Below are 16,893 nucleotides of genomic sequence, written 5' to 3'. Positions count from 1 at the left end.
GATGGCGAAACGACAGACGGCCATTTGCATCGACGTACCCCCAAGTAGAGATACCGACGTGTTCCGTATCGGTGTCGCCGACGATATCCTCCGTCTGCTAGCCGATGCCCATGAGACAGAATTCACGATTCCAGAACTTGTCGATGCAACAGACGTCGCTCGCTCGACGGTCTGGCGAGCCATTGACTTACTCGACAGTATCGGAGCAGTTCGAATCCGAGAGACGCCGCAGCGAAACTACGTCTCAATCGACCCAGACCGCCTGCAAAAAGACGATCCGATACTGGGAATCGAACAAACAGAGTTTCGCGACCCAATACGGACGTTCGTCGAACAAGTTCGTGAAACCATTGCTGAGGCTGACGAGGTCAATACTGTCCTCGGGATTATCGTCTTTGGAAGCGTCGCTCGCGGTACTGCCGACAGACGAAGTGACATTGACCTGTTCATCGTCGTTGATGGTGACCGAACGAGCGCACGGCGACTCATTACAGATGTAGTCGGTGATCTTAGTGACCAGCGGTTCGACGGAGATCGATTTGTATTCGAACCGTACGTTGAATCGAAAGAGAGTGCGCAACGAGCGGGAGCGAAACTTCAGGAGATATTCGAAGAGGGAATCACGGTGTATGGCGATGACCGTCTTCAGTCGATTCGAAAGGCGGTGTTCGCAGATGAATGACATCCTCCTCGCTGTGAACGGCGAGGTTTCCTCACGCTAGGGGTATCGCTTACCGACCCACGGAGGCAACTTGCAGGTTTGTATGCTCCTCGTTGGGAACTGAGCGTGGTGACTCTGACCATTCGTGGTCGTCCCACTTGAGGCATACAGGCCGTGCCATCGACCGTGCTACCGTTGTCTGCCGTCTCAAGAACGTCTCTGACGCCGTGAGGTCTGCGTGTCCCTCGAAACCGCATGGACAGGTCAGCGTGTCACGGTGGCGCGTCGTGTCTTCTGTTGAACCACAGTTGGGACACTCCTGACTCGTCCACGCCTCAGACCGAACCTCGACTGACATACCGTATTCCTCGGCGGTACACGCCAGTCGGTTCACGAACGCTCGGAACGCCCAGAAGTTATGCGTTTTCGCGTTCGTTTCTACCGACCAGTATGTGTCGAGTATGTCAGTTAACGCTCCGAAGTACACCGTCGATACGCCCTCGCCATACAGTCGTTCGATGAGGTCGCGGGCGAGTGCGTCCTGAGCATGGTCAAGTCGCTTGGTACGCCGGTCGTACAGGCGTCGAATGCGGTGACTACTGTACCGACCTTCCTCCAAGAGGGATTGAAGGCGTGCGATTTCTCGCGTTGTCTCGCGGAATCGCTCGAACAAGTCGCGTCCCTCATACAGGTATTGCTGCCCGGTCGTGGTTGTGCAGGCGACGAGATTGTTCGCACCAATATCCAGAGCGGCTTCTTCGGAAGCCAGTGGGTGTGCCAGCCGAGAATGGTCTTCGCTGATTGTGACTGGCTGAAAGGCCCTGAACGTTTGTGCTTGCTCGTCGTAGAACAACTCCAACCGACCCTGTTTCTCGTACTCCTTCCAGTTGGGGTCGCCCCGAACTTCGAGTCGGAGGCGCTCACGGTATCCAAGCCCGTACTCGTCTTTCAGGTCTTTGCCGACGAGAATTTCGAGGCGAGAGTATTCGCCCCACTCGACAGAGTATGACGTGTTTCGGATAGACGTTCGGAGTTCCCGTCCGTCTTCTGAGTTGCCCCAGAATCCGGGTTTTCCGTTGGCTTCGCCTTTCTTCTTGAGCGCGAAGAACGACTTCCATGCTTCGCAGTTTTTGCGTTCGATTTGCTGGACTGTCGAAGCACCGAGAACACCGCCGTAGCGACCACGGTACTCGCTTATTTCCCATACGTCTCTGTCTGGGTCTGCGTAGTGTTCGCGGCGCTCGTAGTTGATTTCGTTCCAGAGAGCGGCAGAAGCGTCCAACAAGCGTCGAAGCAACTCCTCGTCCTCGTTGGACAGAGGAACCACCTCGAACGTGTTGGCTCGCTTCATCAACTACTGGTTGCATCCGAACACACATAAGTATGTGGCTAATGTGTTACTACATGGTCGAAGTACGCATCGAGTTCGATGACGAGGAACAGTACGAGCGGTTGAAGGAATTGAAAAAACACCGTGGACTGACATGGAAGGGGCTGCTCCTTGAAGGCGAGAAAAAGGTTAGAGAGGATACCCCAGAGTAAGCGTCGAACGTGGTTTGTGTCGTGGAGTATCGGATTCACGCCCGCCGTAAACGGCGGGACTCTCTCCTTAATTCAGGTAGACTGCTCGCTGGCGCACACTCGCTTCGTGAAGCGGGTTATTACACTCTCGTCATCGAAGCTTCGTTTGTGGCTATCGAACGGACGGTCGAGTTCCGCTTACTCGAACGTGGAACGATGCAACCAGACGACTTACCTGGTACTCATCCCGGGGTATACCGCGAAGCAGCTTCAGTTGGAATCTTTGCCGAGTCGGTAGCTGAGGATCTCGCAGATCTCTGGCGAAACCACCGTGCAAAGACGTACTATCAGGATGGGCTTGCTGCAGCCGACCGTGCTGAGAAGATGTATCTTCTTGCAAGCGAAACCCATGCATTCGTCATTGGTCGTTCATCACAGCGACATGAGTGTCTCTGTGAAGTAGAAGGGTAGAACCCTTCAGGTCATCTCGAACGGTCAGCTGAGCTCTCTTGATTTCAAGTTTGCAGTCAGTGCCGAGATAACGACGTTCGCATCGACGACCAATTTCATGAATCGCGATTACCGACTCTTCTTCAACGCGCTTTCGTGCACTCTCGTTGATTCACTGCCGATTATCTAAATCACGATTTTACTAATCACAATTTTACTATCTGGGACGATGGTGCTTACCGTCGGTATGCCGAATCACCGTTGGCCACATTTTGACACTGTGTGTCTTAATACAACTATTCCAAGAATTTATTGCGGTATTTCACATGTTGCTATTATGCGCCGTCGTCAATTCATCAGCGTACTTGGACTTGCTGCCGCCGGGAGCACAACCAGTACGGACACAATCGACTTCGCGAGCGCTGCCACAGGGACGCTTGAACACCTCGAATTCGACTCGTCGGCGAGCCTGTTGAACGCGAACAACGGAAAACTGACCACCAATTCGAACGTCGCCGTTTGGGCAGAAACGACGGCATCGAACGAAGACTCCGATGGAAACGGCGATGCCGTCGACTACGGGTCGACGGACATCCCCCTCGTCGCCGTTGACGGGGATGTCGTCGGCTTCGGCGCAACCCTCGTCTCGAACAACGCAAACTTCCGAAGCGGAAACGAGGAGTTCGTCCTGAACGTCTGGGACGCCCACCTCGGAGGCTCCGGGACCGTCTTCTACGACGAAGGCCACGACCAGTACCACCCGCTCACCGACTTCTCGAACATGGCGAACTACGCCGGCGAGAACGGCTATTCAGTCCAGGCGACCTCGACGCTCGCTTCGGACCTCTCGACGGCCGACGCCGCGTGGATTACCGCACCCTCGACGGCGTTCACGTCCTCGGAGAAACAGGCACTCTCTGACTTCGTGGCCAACGGCGGTGTGCTCTTCCTCCACGACCGCGCTGACTACTCGAACTACGACGAGACGGCGAACTTCAATGACCTCGCTACTAGCCTCTCGCTCGCGTTCCGCTTCAACGACGACCAGGTGACCGACAACACGAACAACGGTGGGGCGTACTACAAGCCGACCACGGATCGCTACAATAGCGCCTTCGACTACTTCGCGAATCGGCCGGGGATGGAGATTGACCCGAACGCCACTCACGACGTTGCCGTCGTCGACGTCAACGACGGCGACACGGTCGACGTGCGCTTCGATAGCGGCCGCGAAGAAACCGTTCGGGTTCTCGGAATCGACACCCCCGAGAAAGCCCAGTACCAGCAGCACGAGCGCGAAGAAGAATGGGAAGGCATCGAGAGCCTTGACTACCTCGCGACCTGGGGCGCAAATGCGTCGGACTACGCTACCCAGGAGTTGAGCGGTATCAACGTCGACCTCTCGTTCGACGACGGTGAACCGGGCATCTTCGACACCTACGACCGACTGCTGGGGTACATCCACTACGACAAATCGGGGAACGGCGCCCGCGATACGTTCTACAACTACGATATGGTCGCGCAAGGATACGCCCGCCTCTACAGCTCGTCGTTCCTGAACCACGAATCGTTCTACGATGCCGAGGTGACTGCCCAGGCCGACTCCCTGCACGTCTGGACGGAGAGCGACCCAGCAAACTCCACCGAGTACCGTAACCGAGACGCCGACAATCTGTTCTTCCCCAAAGCAACGACTGTGAAGACAGCGTCCGGTGCGCTCCCTGACAAGCAGGCCGCAATCTATGCGGAGTCCTCGGCTACCCAGTCGACAACTGGTGGGTACGACTACGGGTCGGACGAACTCCCGCTCGTCGGGGTGGACGAAACGGCGGGCGTCGCCATCGTCGGTGGACTGCTCATCGATGAATCGTGCGAACAGGAAGAAGGCTTCGCGGTGGATACGAGCACGTACGAGAACTTCGTCGTGCTGACGAACCTCATCGACTACCTCTCCTCGCTCGACGGCCAGGTCCTGATCGACGGTGGCCACGGACAGTTCACCGAAGACTGGGCGCTCGGCAGTGAGGATGCAGCCTACTACCAGCGCCACCTCGAAGGCTTCGACATCGAATTCGAGCAAGTGAACAACCTCACCACCGACAACCTCTCGCGTGGCCAGGCGCTCATCGTCACCTCGCCCGCCGAGGCGTTCACGAGTTCGGAGCTGAGTGCACTGCAGGGCCACGTCGACGACGGCGGTGCGGTCATCCTAATGGGCGCGAGCGGTGCACCCGACTCTGCGGTGACGAACCTGAACGACGTCGCGAGTGGCTTGGGTTCCGAACTCCGGTTGAACGACGACAAGGTGACCGACTCGACGAACAACGTCAACGCCGATTCGACGCTCCCGACGACGACCGCGTTCGACACCTCGTATCCGATCTTCTCGGCCTACCCCTCCGTCGGCGGAACGGGGTCGATTTCGATTGCCGAGATTCACGAAGATGCGTCGGGCAGTGATTCTGACAACCTCAACGACGAGTACGTGGTCTTCGAGAACACGGGCAGTGGTAATCTCGACCTGACTAGCTGGACCGTCGAGGACAGTGCTGGTCACACCTACGCGTTCCTAAGCGGCTTCACGCTCACGCCCGGCGCGCAGGTGACGCTCCATACGGGCAGTGGCACCGATTCGTCGAGCGACCTCTACTGGGGACGAGGCTCGTCGGTGTGGAACAACGACAGCGACACCTGCTCCGTCTACGACGATACGGGCGCGCTCGTCGTCCAGCACTCGTATCCCGATTCCTCAGGAACGGGCGACATCTCCGTCCAGAGCGTCCACGCGGACGCTTCCGGAAGCGACACGGACAATCTCAACGACGAGTATGTGGTCTTCGAGAGTACAGGGAGCGGGTCGCTCGACCTGAGTGGGTATACGGTCGAGGACGAAACCGCTCATACGTACGCGTTCCCAAGTGGGTTTAGCCTCGATGCCGGCGCAACAGTGATGCTCCATACTGGGAGTGGGACGGATTCGTCGAGCGACCTCTACTGGGGCAGTGGCTCTGCGATCTGGAACAACTCGGGTGATACCGTCTTCGTCTTCGACGATACAGGAGCGCAGGTCGAAGCGTACAGTTACTGAACACACCCGAGGTAGACACTAAATGGAAAACGGGTCAAAATACAGGATTCGACCGCTCTCGAATCCTATCGATTGAGGATCGGTGCCTTCAACGCGGCAACCTCCGCCATGATTGCCTCGACATTGTCGTCGCCGACGCCGTTATTCCGGAGAGCCGCTTCGAGATGTTCTGCGACGGCATCAAAGTCCGGTTCGGTGATATCTAAGTGGGCGTGTGCTTCGCGCATATCGGTCCCGGAGTATTCGACCGGTCCGCCGGCGACCGAACTGATGAATTGTACTTGGTGGGCGCGCAGCGCCTCCATATCCATCCCCTCGAAATACTCGATGAGTTGCTCGTCGGCAAGGACGCGGTCGTAGAAGTCGTCAACGACGGCTTCGACCGCCTCTTGGCCGCCGATTTCCTGGTAGATTGTTTGGGGCATTGTCTCCACTTCGTCTTCGGCGCGGAGCTGGGATACGCCCTATTCCTAATATACCTGGGTTTATTTAAGCAATATGCAAGACCGTTACGTTAATACCATTACTATTGCTCGAATACTTGTTCGAGTAGCTTCTCCTGCGTCGCCGCGAGATGTTCACTGAACGTCGCGGCGGAGATATCAAGTTCCGCTGCAACGTCGGCCGAGTCGGCCCGCTTCGGCTGGGCGAAGTATCCCATTTCGTGGGCGGTTTGTAGTACTTCGAATTGCCTGTCGGTGAATGCACTTCGATCGACGAACAGGAGCGCCTCTCGGCCATCGGCATTTGACTGCGTCAATCGACGAACGTGGACGGAAGAATAGCGCGACCGAAGGTCAGTGATAATCGGTTTCAATGCCTCGACATCGCCAACGATGAACGACACGACGAGTGCCCCCGACGCAGCGTGGATGTCGCGGACTGGACAACCGTGGTCGGGTAGGCGGTCACACGGACAGCCGCCGTGCTCGTTCGAGAACCGGTAGACCGACTCCGTGGCATCGGAGAATACCTCCGAGACACATTCGGGTGAAGACCGTTCATCGTCTGCGCTCACCGTGAGCTCCCCGACTACCTGACTCCCGTTCGGTCCCGGTCGTCGGTCGGTGAAGACCGACGTCACCTCCGAATCCTCGCTCATCGAAACCACAGGACAGGAATCAACTCCGGTCAACTCAACTTCGACGTGGATGCCGGCCCCCATACGAGAACTAAACGAGCAAGCGCCTAAGAGAACACCGAAATCGCACCACGACTCTGAGGGACTCGTACTTCGCGAAGCCTTTCCTGGACTGCCGATCCGGATAACCGTCACCTACGGGTTGAGCGCGACGAGATTCGACTCTCCATCGCCAATATAGATCGTTCCGTCGAGTCCGGTCGCGTCGAATACCGTGTCCTTGCCGAGCGCGGCAGTCGCTTTCCCATTGGCGTTCACGGCATACAGCGTATAGAACGGCTCATCAGCGTGATCCCCGGTGATTGCGGTGACCATGACTGCATCACGGGTTGCAGTCTCCGGCCACGCATCCTTCGATGGTGGGTCGAACGTCCAGCGCTTACTTCCACTAACATCGTAAGCCGTCGCTGCGTCGGCGGCTATCTGCGACCGCGTATAGAGTGTATCGCGGTCCGGGTCGAGGAGAAGCCAGTGGCCGTACTCGTTGTCGGTCCAAACGACAGTTCCATCTGCGTCAATTGCAGCAACCGTGTCACCGCCGGTGTACAACCGGTCACCATCGACCAGGATTTCGTCGACCGGGAGATTTCGCCGCCAGTCCCGACTGCCGTCCGGGGAGACGCCGTGAACTGTTGCACTAACTCCCTGGCCGGTCACGTAGAAGACACGGTCGGTGGTCGCCCCGACCAAGCTGCCTGGCCCTTGGTCGTACGTGAACTGCGTTTTCCCATCGACCGTGAGCCCCACGAGTCGGTCGGTGTCGGCGACGTAGATTCCATCGCCCACGGCGACGTCCTGGACGTCAGTGAATGTGCGAGTCCACCGGACCGTCCCGGTCGCTGTATCGAGGCCGTACACGGTAGTCGAGAGCGGTGACTCCGGCGTCTGGTGGCTCACGGGTGTCGTCCCGGGCGGCGGGAAGAATTCCAGACCGGTCGCAACGACCAATCCGTCGACGACGCCGGCGACCGAGAGTTCGCGCTTGCGTTTCAACGACCACCGACGCATTCCGTCAGCCCGCGAAAGCGCGTGGAGCGAACTCCACTCGCGTTTCTCTACCGGCCCGGCGACGGCATAGACGGTGTCTTCGGTCAGCGTCACTCCCCACTGGTCTTTTGCCGTCTGTTGGTCGGGAACGTGAGAACCGGCGACTGCTTCGCCTTCCGACTCCGTCTGCCAACGGACTGACTGCGAATCGGGGTCGACAGCCGCAATCGACGAGGGACCATTGCTCTTGCTCAATGTGACATAGAGGAGTCCATCGGCAGTATCGAGTCCGAGGACGTGCCAGTCATCGAACGGCAGTGTCCACGCTGGCGTCCACTCGGGGACATCGCCCGGCGTCTGTGTTTCACCATCGCCAACGTCATTCGGAAGCGACCGACCGGACTTACGGAGGGTGGAGAGACACCCTGCAGTCGCCGAGAGGCCGAACGCTCCAGCTTGGAGGAGCCGTCTACGGGAAACCATACCTCTTGTCTCAAATAGTCAATGAAATGTCTTCTGGTGAGTGAAAACGACCCTGTCGTTTCTCTCTTTGAAATAGAAGAATCACGGGAATCGATTGCATATATATCGTAATGATTCTCGACTTCCATATGAAAGTCTCCGGTTGTTCGCTACCGTCGGAGATGAACTCTGACAAGCCTTCGCTCACACCCGCTTTTACGGGGTTTCGATGATTGCCGCAAGTTCGAGGGCTTCATCAAGAATCTCTGGCGGGTACGAATAGGAGACAGCTTCGCTTCGCGAATCGTATTCGATGAAACCGTAATCCTCGAGTTTCGGGAACTGCGTGTTGACGAGATTCGTCTTGATCCGTTTGACCTCCTCAGCGGGGGTTTCATGTTTTGGAATGCCCTGCTCCCATGCAGCAAGTTGGATGGCAAGGTCGTCGGTCTGGGCCTGTTCGTGGTCACGAAGATAGTAGAGGGCGTATCGACGGCGTTGATGGACAAGAGCCCTAAAGATACGAGTTGGAAGCGATGTTCCACCGTCGTTGATTGGCGGGGTGTCTTGTGACGTTCGTTTGGCAGAGCACATTATTATCCACCACTCTTTTGAGTTCTCCGAGCTAGGACAAAACAACGTTGGCCGATAGCACTCCTAATCCAATGGTTGCTAACTACCCAAGACATATATTCCTTTGACAGACAATTGAATAATCCATTGATGTAGTAGAGATACCGTTGCGGATGCCCTGAAAGCGCGGGTTTATCTACGCGGAGTGGATACACCTTTCAAAGTGAGTGTGCCCAATCAAACAGACCTACGTCGCCACCGAGAGGTCATCACGAAGCTTGGGCAACGGGCAATTGAAGCCGACAATCTTGATCAGCTACTGCGTGATGCGGCGAGTACCATTACCCAGACCCTTGATACCACCTACTGCGGGGTCTTCGAACTACTCCCCGATAAGAACGTACTGCATCTCAGGCAAGGCGTCGGGTGGGCCGAAGCGCTCGTCGGGACCGCAACTATTCACATAGATTGCGACTCGGGATTTGAGGACGTACTTACCTCCGCAGAGCCGATCATCGTTATTGACGACGAAGATAGGTCACACCTTTTGGACTCGGAGGTGTTCGCCACTACCGAGGTAGTTGGTGGGGTTACCGTTAGTATCGGCGACACGGACAATCCGTGGGGAATACTAGGGGTCTTCACGTCGGAAGAGCACGATTTTGCAGACCATAACGCGGAGTTCGTCCAAAGCGTTGCAAACCTTCTGTCGACCGCAATCGACGAACGGACGGCACACCACCTCCACGACGAGGAGGCTCTGAAGAGCAAAATCGTCGAGACAGTCAACGACGGCGTCTATGCGATTGACGAAGACGGTCGGTTCACGACGGTTAACAAGGCTTACTGCGAGATGACCGGCTACTCCCGTAATGAGCTGCTCGGGTCCTATGCTACGCTAGTTATCGACGAGGAGGTATTACAACAGGGGTCCGAGATGCGAACCGCGATGCTCAAAGGAGAAGTCGACAACCCCACGATCGAGGCCGAATTACAGACGGCTACCGGGGATCGCATCCCTGTCGAAGGAACGTTTGCAATGCTTCCCGACGCCGCGGATAGTGCGTACCAGCGAATCGGCGTCGTTCGGGACATCACCGAGCGGAAGGAACGTGAACGGGCGCTCCTAGAGAGCGAACGGCGTTACCGAACACTTGTCGAGAACTTTCCGAACGGCGCAGTCGGACTGTTCGACCAGAATCTGCGCTATACCGCTGTTGGAGGCCAACTCGTAGAGGCAACCGGCCTCAATCCGGAAGACCGCATCGGCAGTAGTGTGCACGAGATTTATCCGGACGAGCTCGTCGAAGAGGTCGAACCGCATTTCTACGCTGCGCTCGAGGGCGAGGCGAATTCGTTCGAAGTTGAGTACCATGACCGACATCTGTTGGCCTACACCCTTCCGATCAGGGACGCCGACAACGAGGTCTTTGCCGGTATGCTTGTGGTCCAAGACGTGACTGATCGCATGGAGTACCAGCGACAACTTGAGGAGTCGAATGCCCGTTTAAAGAGCTTTGCGAGTATGTTGGCACACGAACTCCGAAACCCCCTTCAGATTGCACAAATCTACCTCCAACAGATTGCTGACGGTGATGGGCGTGCACTCAACGAGGTGAACGAGGCGCTCACACGGATCGAAGACACCATCGACATCCTCATGATGCTCTCTAAGGGAATCGATAAGATACCGCCGGCTGAGACGGTCACCCTCGTTACTCAGGCCGAGGAAGCATGGTCAACGACAGCGACTAACGGTGCAGAACTGATTGTCGACACCACGCAGGCCATCCATGGAAAACCGACCTACCTCCGTCACCTATTCGAGAACCTCTTCCGGAATGCCATCGAACACGCCGGCGAATCGGTGACAATCCGCGTCGGCGATCTCGACGATGGCTTCTTTGTCGAAGATAATGGACTAGGAATTCCGGCGGACGAGCGTGAGGCGGTATTTCAGGCAGGATTCTCCTCGGACACGCAAGGAACTGGTCTAGGACTAACACTCGTGGCTCAAATTGCTGATGCGTATGGGTGGGAGTACTCGGTCACTGAAAGTGCAACAGGAGGGGCCCGCTTTGAGTTCACAAACGTCAACACCGTGGACCGAGAAGAATCGTGATTCTTGCTATGGTACCTTCGGACAGTTTTGTAAGTGATGTGGTAGTCGGGTCTTCATGACCTCTTCCGTGCAGAATGGACAAGTAGTATCAGCATCTGCATTCGGACTAGATCCGTTCTTGTGGGCACACCGCTGGCACGGTCGTAATTCGAGCGTGAGGGCCGTCTGAAGCGAGATACGTTCGTACGTCGCCGACGGTGTACAATACGGCTGGGACTCACCGTGGTCGTGAGGTTGATGATAACAGTCCGACGTAGTTGGGTGAGTAGAAGGAACGAGAACGTATCTGCCTGCCATTCTGTCAATGTACGGTTCCAAATACCACCGTTAAAACTGTTTGGTATTTTCTGCCATACTCCGTTCTACTTAGAGCTCGCATCACGACCTAGTGCGCGAGGGATATTTATAATGGCGTAATTGACGAAGGTGGCCTACAAATCGTTACCAATTACGCCACCTATTTTTGCATCTATAATTAGACTTTTTTACGCATTGAAGTGCCTGCGGTAAAATCCAACACACTCGTCGATGTCGCGGACCTTCAATGCGACGTGGAAAAACGATTTGGGCATCATATCACACTCAATGTTGCGCAGTAGTAAATACGCTCTCCGACGACGGGTGGAGGCCTCAGGAGCGAGTAATCCAGCGTGTTTATCACCCCACCGACAGCATATGACGATAGTTTTAAATAATATTCTAGATAGGTTTGCCTATGCGTCAGTCTCCTCATGCGGTTAGGAATACGCTATTATGCGCTCCTACCCTTGATGGAGACGCTGAGACACAAATCTACGAGATACTAACTCAGACTGGACCTGAAGAGACAAATCTCCTCGTTATCAGTTATCGAGATGGACCAGATAAGTGGTTTGCGGACTGGCAATCCTATGGCGGGCAGCAACCCGCTGACCTCGGCTTCATTCATGTCGGTGAAATCACGCGGTCTGCCGCTACAACTTCGAAGTCAACGACAACCACATCATTAGGATTTCTCGATGCTGTTGGGAATCCAGCCGACCTAACTGGTCTATGCATTCAAATCAGTAAGTATCTGGAACGCTGGGCAGAAACCGACCGCAATATCGTCGTCTATTTCAATTCGTTGACCTCGCTCTTGCAGTTTGTCGATCTGAACAAGGCCTATCGATTCCTCCACGTGCTCATTGGCCGAGTCAAAAGCGTCGATGGTCACGCGTATTACCGAATTGACTCCGATGCACATGAGTCACAGACAGTAGCCATACTTCAGAGCTTAATGGACGATGTCATTGACTTCTCTTCAAAGTGAGCGTGAAACTACTGGCAAGGGTGTCGGTTCGTTCCCACCCCGTAATGAGAATACCATATTGGTCGCTCAAGCTATCTTGCCGTGGAGTTGTCAGAAGCAGGTGCTGATAGACCGCATATTGGCATGGATACCATCTCAGCCAGTACTGCTAGGAAGGACACGCGCAAGTGACGAAAGGCGACCAAAGGAGAACTCGTAGCCGGTGTGCGTCGCGGTGTATTAATGAGCGCGGTCACGGTAGAAGGCACGTAGTTGCATGACTGAAAAGAAAATCGCAGTAGTTACCGCTGCGGGAAGCGGTATCGGGGAAGCCTGTGCCCGGCGATTACACGAGGATGGATACACGCCGGTTCTGTTGTCACGGTCAGGGAGCGCCGTCAAGGTTGCGAACGACCTCGGTGGAGATGGGTTTGAAGGCTCGGTGACGAATCCTGATGATTTGGCAGCACTCGTTGAAACGACGTATGAGCGCTATGGGCGTATTGACGCCGTGGTGAACAACACTGGACATCCGGCGTCCGGTGACCTCCTCAACATCTCTGACGAGGAGTGGCACGAGGGGTTAGACCTCGTTCTGTTGAATACCGTCCGGATGGCTCGACTCATCACACCCATTATGGAAGAACAAGGTGATGGGTCTATTGTGAATATCTCTACCTTCTCGGCATTCGAACCGTCGAGTTCATTTCCCGTATCATCGGTGCTTCGGGCTGGCCTTGGGAGTTTCACCAAGCTCTACGCTGACCGATACGCAGCGAATGGAATTCGGATGAACACGGTACAACCCGGATTCGTCGATAGTTACGACGTAGATAAAGACACGAGGAATCAAATTCCAATGGGACGACCGGCACAGACCGCAGAGATTGCGGACGCGGTCGCGTACCTACTCTCACCTGCTTCAAGCTACATCACCGGCCAGAATATTCGCGTCGATGGGGGGCTTACAGCGTCCGTATAGATACTGCAGACGTTCCCAGCGTCTCGTTTTACCGCATCTGTACGCCGTAGTGACTATACCCGCTGTATTCAGCACGCCATCCCGCTCACGCTTTGGGTTTCAACAGCGCCATCGTGGTGTGTTCCTGTTTCTCAGTCTCACCACTTTTTCGAATGGCCGAATCACGACATCGGTACGATTGTGCGCTTCGACGATGACTTCGACTCGATCTCCGACTGAACTGATTTGAATACGATTACCGAGTGACTCACAGCGTTCCCTTCTTCTTCGATACAGGGTGGTTCCGACCAAACGGAGCAGTACACATCTTCGAAATCCCCCGGCCGCTCGCGGTCGCTGAGACTACTACAAGCGCGAGCGGCCGGCCCCTTTCAGTCCCACCCAATGGATACGTTGGCCTTCGATACTCCGTGTTTAACTAGCGAGAGCCTCGGTCTTGCACGATTCAATCATCTGGGCTTGTCGCTGAATTCGCCTTCTCGAACTGCAGACACACGACGCTACCATCTGACTTCTCGTGGAACGACACCTCACCGTCAGACTCGTTCACAATCCAGTTCACCAACCAGAGACCAAGCCCACTCGTGTGTTCAAGCGGTGTCTCATACCCCCGTTCTAACACTCCAACTTCGGCGTCGGGAATCCCGGGGCCATTATCTGCGATTTGAACCGTCACATGGTCCTCGCTATCCGCAATCGTGACCTCTACACGCGGTTCTCGCTCAGTACTATGCTCAACCGCATTCTCAATCACGTTGAAGATTGCAGAATCGATGAGTGGATGGGCGTACACCGCGCACTCACCTGTTGGTCCATCGACTTTCGCCACGGGATAATCGCGTTGGACACGCTCAAGTTGGGTCGTAATGACCTCGATGAGATCGACGATTTGGCGTTCGTGCCTATTGTTTTGAAGCAGTCGTTCGATGTCTCGGACCTGCTCGCCCATCCTAACTAGGTCGGTGGCTTGTTCGGCGATAGTCTCTGCACTATTTGTTTCACCGTCCGTGTCCGCAACGAGCAGGTTGGCATGGCCTTGAATAACGTTCGCTGCATTCCGAAGGTCGTGGCGAAAGACACGATTCAGAACCGTGAGCTGGTGGTTCAACTGCTTCGTCTGATCACGGGCTACAGCCAGTTGCTGTTCGCGGTCGGCGCGCTGTAATGCCGTTTGGGTATTCGCTGCCAAAATCCGCCCCAGCGAGATGTCCATCTCGTCAAAGGCACCGGCCTCAGTTGAGCCGATGTTCATTACTCCGTAGTCACCGAGTGGGAGGATGATCTCACTCCGAATCGGGGTGTCCGACCGATACCGACCTGGTGCATCGCGGACATCGTCGAAAACCATGACTTTGCCCGTCTCGAATGCCTTCCACGACAGGCTTTCATTCGCTGTATAGGTGGGGAGTTCGTCGACTAGCTCGTCTCCTTCGTCGGTGGCAGCGACGGGCGTCAATATGTTCGCCGTCTCATCGTATAACCAACAGGCGTTGAGTGGAAGCTCAAGGATGTCACGTGCCGCGTCGACTGCGTGCGTGGCGATCGCTTGCCGGTCGGACGTCTGGATGAGATTTCTCGTGGTTCCATGGAGGTCCTGAAGTGCCTGCTCACGAGTTTCAATCACCCGCTTTTGATGGTGGTGTCGAGAATCATAGAGGCCGATAACGAGGCCGATGAGCGCACCAAATGATGCCGCATTGAGAACGACGAATCCTTGATCGTCCATATAGACGCCATGGAAACGCTGGTAGAGGATGGTGAGCAGCGCACTCAGGCTCAAGACCACCACGCCGATGAGACACCACACTCCGACGCGACGACTCGCAGCCGTGTCGAACGCACTTCGGTTCCGGTATAACCACACACCGCCATGGAGTACACCGAGACTCATCAACAACGGGACGAGAATTCCGAAAGCGATCGTTCGAAGCGATTCACCGTCTGCAATCACGTGCGCAAGATGAAATAGCGTCAAACTCCCGCCGAGAACAAAGACCAGTACGGGTCCACCCCATGCACTCAGGAATCGTTTCATTACTGAAACGACAATAGTGGACTGTTTTGTAACTTTGGAAGTCGGATATTTAGGTCCTAGAGGTCATATGGCGAGTCCACCTTTTTCAGTACAGGCCGAAGCAGACACCTTCTGTCGGTTTTCGGTTCTGTGAACAGCCGTGGAGCATGACGATGCGGAGATCTCCCGCACGACCCCACTGGGGATGTACCGCCAGTAATCGAAGCCGTAGCAGTTGTGCTTGGTATATGCACTTGCGGCCGTGGCGATGCCGACGCTACCGTAGACGGTAATTGCTCCAACTGTGCTTCCGACCGACTCGATGAAGGTGCGTCTGTTACAGGTCATGGCACCCAACATGCGCTGCTTACGTGTGCGAGTCCGCGAAACCACTACTTCGAGACACCGCTCTACGGCGAGGAGATCGTGCGGTAAGATTCTCGGGCTGTAGAGAACACCGTCTCGTGACGGTTTCCCTAATTGGTTCACATTGCGAGTCCGTCGATGGTGTACGCTCGTTCGTTCTGATTCGGCAAGCGCTTCTCGAAAGCCCCTGGCCGTCGCCACCGGAGGATACCTCACTGTCACTCCCGGTATCGAGTTGGTAGAAAGAGCTATTCAGTAGAAGATACTACTGAGCGTATGGCCACGTCAGTAAAGATGGACGAGGAGACGAAGTCACGGCTTGAGCGTCTCCAGGCAGAAATCCGCTTGAAGACCGGTGAACAGGTGACCCAGCAAGCAATCCTTGAACGGCTCGTCGAAGATGCAACTGCATCAAAAGACGAGTTTATCGAATCCTTCCGTGAGTCCCGCGTTCCCGTCGACGATGCTGCACACGAAGCGTTTCACGAAGGCGCAATTGCGTCCGGCGAAGAAACCACCGAGGACGACATCGACGATATCCTCTACGGATGAGCGTATTCATCGATACGGGTGTCTTCTACGCCCATCACGACACCGATGCCGCGCGCCACGACGCTGCACGCACCTTCTTCGACCATGTTCTGGACGGCGAGCTCGGACAACCCTACACGAACGACTATATCTTCGACGAAGCCGTGACTCTCACTCGCAAGCGAACGCACGATGTCGCGCCAGCCATTTCACTGGCAAATCGGCTTCTTGGAAACGACCCCTACCCGGACGTCATCACCTTCGAGCCAGTCACCCCCGATATCTTCGATGCGGCATACGAGTGTTTCGAGACATACGACGATCACGAACTCAGCTTCACGGACGCGACGACCGTGGCACACTGCCACGTCCGAGATATCGATACCATCGCGAGTTTCGACGATGACTTCGACGGTATCTACGACCGAACTGATCCAAACACGTTCACCGAGTGATCTGCCAAACTTCCAACTTCTCCGATAACGGATCTTCCTGACCAGACCGCGCAGTACACATCCCCGAAAGCCCCCGCCCGCTCGCCACCGCCAGACGGTCCTGCTCGCTTCGCTGCGCGGGCTGCGACTGGCGAGGTCTCGTTCGCTCCGCTCTCGAGACGGTCGCTCAGCGACATATCCGCGCAACCGCCACGCGGATAGGGGTCGCTGAGCCGACCACGCAAGCGCGAGCGGCCGGCCCCTTTCAGTCCCACCCCGTGGATAGGTCGG

General features: G+C 55.8%; 15 protein-coding genes. 9 read left to right on the top strand and 6 right to left on the bottom strand.

Features of this window, described 5'->3' with window-relative positions; all coding sequences use genetic code 11:
- The first annotated feature begins 1 nt into the window (after position 1).
- Entirely contained in the window at positions 2-682 is a 681-nt protein-coding gene (locus NGM07_RS16460) for a nucleotidyltransferase domain-containing protein (protein ID WP_253513503.1), read from the top strand.
- 49 nt (positions 683-731) lie between these two features.
- Here the strand turns inward: NGM07_RS16460 and NGM07_RS16455 are convergent, their stop codons facing one another.
- Positions 732-2,012 carry an RNA-guided endonuclease InsQ/TnpB family protein gene (locus NGM07_RS16455; RefSeq protein ID WP_253513501.1) on the bottom strand — a complete coding sequence of 427 codons (1,281 nt, stop codon included), beginning with the start codon at positions 2,010-2,012 and terminating at the stop codon, positions 732-734.
- Between the two features lie 53 nt (positions 2,013-2,065).
- Here NGM07_RS16455 and NGM07_RS16450 point away from each other — a divergent pair, with 53 nt between their 5' ends.
- The 3 genes from NGM07_RS16450 (at position 2,066) to NGM07_RS16440 (ending at position 5,720) form a co-directional block, all read left to right on the top strand.
- On the top strand, positions 2,066-2,203 hold the full coding sequence (locus NGM07_RS16450; protein WP_197407743.1) for a hypothetical protein: 138 nt from the start codon (positions 2,066-2,068) through the stop codon (positions 2,201-2,203).
- Positions 2,204-2,224: 21 nt separating this feature from the next.
- Positions 2,225-2,653 (top strand): DUF8154 family protein, encoded by a 429-nt coding sequence (locus tag NGM07_RS16445; protein ID WP_497007264.1) that lies wholly within the window; start codon positions 2,225-2,227, stop codon positions 2,651-2,653.
- Between the two features lie 208 nt (positions 2,654-2,861).
- Complete coding sequence (locus tag NGM07_RS16440) at positions 2,862-5,720, top strand: lamin tail domain-containing protein (protein WP_253513498.1); 2,859 nt, start codon at positions 2,862-2,864, stop codon at positions 5,718-5,720.
- A gap of 65 nt (positions 5,721-5,785) precedes the next feature.
- Here NGM07_RS16440 and NGM07_RS16435 read toward each other — a convergent pair whose 3' ends face one another.
- The 4 genes from NGM07_RS16435 to NGM07_RS16420 form a co-directional block, all read right to left on the bottom strand.
- A complete protein-coding gene (locus tag NGM07_RS16435; protein WP_253513496.1) occupies positions 5,786-6,145 on the bottom strand; it encodes a group I truncated hemoglobin in 360 nt (119 codons plus the stop codon).
- A 101-nt stretch (positions 6,146-6,246) separates the two neighbouring features.
- Complete coding sequence (locus tag NGM07_RS16430) at positions 6,247-6,885, bottom strand: helix-turn-helix domain-containing protein (protein WP_253513494.1); 639 nt, start codon at positions 6,883-6,885, stop codon at positions 6,247-6,249.
- Between the two features lie 111 nt (positions 6,886-6,996).
- A complete protein-coding gene (locus NGM07_RS16425) occupies positions 6,997-8,331 on the bottom strand; it encodes a PQQ-binding-like beta-propeller repeat protein (protein ID WP_253513493.1) in 1,335 nt (444 codons plus the stop codon).
- Positions 8,332-8,526: 195 nt separating this feature from the next.
- On the bottom strand, positions 8,527-8,904 hold the full coding sequence (locus NGM07_RS16420) for a DUF7344 domain-containing protein (RefSeq protein ID WP_253513491.1): 378 nt from the start codon (positions 8,902-8,904) through the stop codon (positions 8,527-8,529).
- 202 nt (positions 8,905-9,106) lie between these two features.
- On the opposite strand from NGM07_RS16420, the gene NGM07_RS16415 reads away from it, so the two are divergent.
- The 3 genes from NGM07_RS16415 to NGM07_RS16405 all read left to right on the top strand — a co-directional run bounded on the left by NGM07_RS16415 (position 9,107) and on the right by NGM07_RS16405 (position 13,257).
- On the top strand, positions 9,107-11,005 hold the full coding sequence (locus NGM07_RS16415; RefSeq protein ID WP_253513489.1) for a PAS domain S-box protein: 1,899 nt from the start codon (positions 9,107-9,109) through the stop codon (positions 11,003-11,005).
- Between the two features lie 715 nt (positions 11,006-11,720).
- The gene (locus NGM07_RS16410) at positions 11,721-12,296 is read left to right on the top strand and encodes a DUF7504 family protein (protein WP_253513487.1); all 576 of its coding nucleotides are present in this window, start codon (positions 11,721-11,723) and stop codon (positions 12,294-12,296) included.
- Between the two features lie 256 nt (positions 12,297-12,552).
- Entirely contained in the window at positions 12,553-13,257 is a 705-nt protein-coding gene (locus NGM07_RS16405) for an SDR family oxidoreductase (protein WP_253513485.1), read from the top strand.
- Positions 13,258-13,702: 445 nt separating this feature from the next.
- Here NGM07_RS16405 and NGM07_RS16400 read toward each other — a convergent pair whose 3' ends face one another.
- Complete coding sequence (locus NGM07_RS16400; RefSeq protein WP_253513483.1) at positions 13,703-15,292, bottom strand: GAF domain-containing protein; 1,590 nt, start codon at positions 15,290-15,292, stop codon at positions 13,703-13,705.
- A 621-nt stretch (positions 15,293-15,913) separates the two neighbouring features.
- Between NGM07_RS16400 and NGM07_RS16395 the strand changes: the two genes are divergently transcribed.
- Positions 15,914-16,189 carry a hypothetical protein gene (locus NGM07_RS16395; protein ID WP_368410211.1) on the top strand — a complete coding sequence of 92 codons (276 nt, stop codon included), beginning with the start codon at positions 15,914-15,916 and terminating at the stop codon, positions 16,187-16,189.
- A complete protein-coding gene (locus NGM07_RS16390; RefSeq protein ID WP_253513479.1) occupies positions 16,186-16,623 on the top strand; it encodes a type II toxin-antitoxin system VapC family toxin in 438 nt (145 codons plus the stop codon). Before NGM07_RS16395 ends, NGM07_RS16390 begins: the two co-directional genes overlap by 4 nt.
- Positions 16,624-16,893: the final 270 nt, after the last annotated feature.

It is taken from the genome of Halorussus vallis (genome assembly GCF_024138165.1).
GTDB lineage: Archaea > Halobacteriota > Halobacteria > Halobacteriales > Haladaptataceae > Halorussus > Halorussus vallis.
The sequence above is the reverse complement of the archived record's forward strand: the minus strand, read 5'-3'. Positions and strand labels throughout refer to the sequence as shown.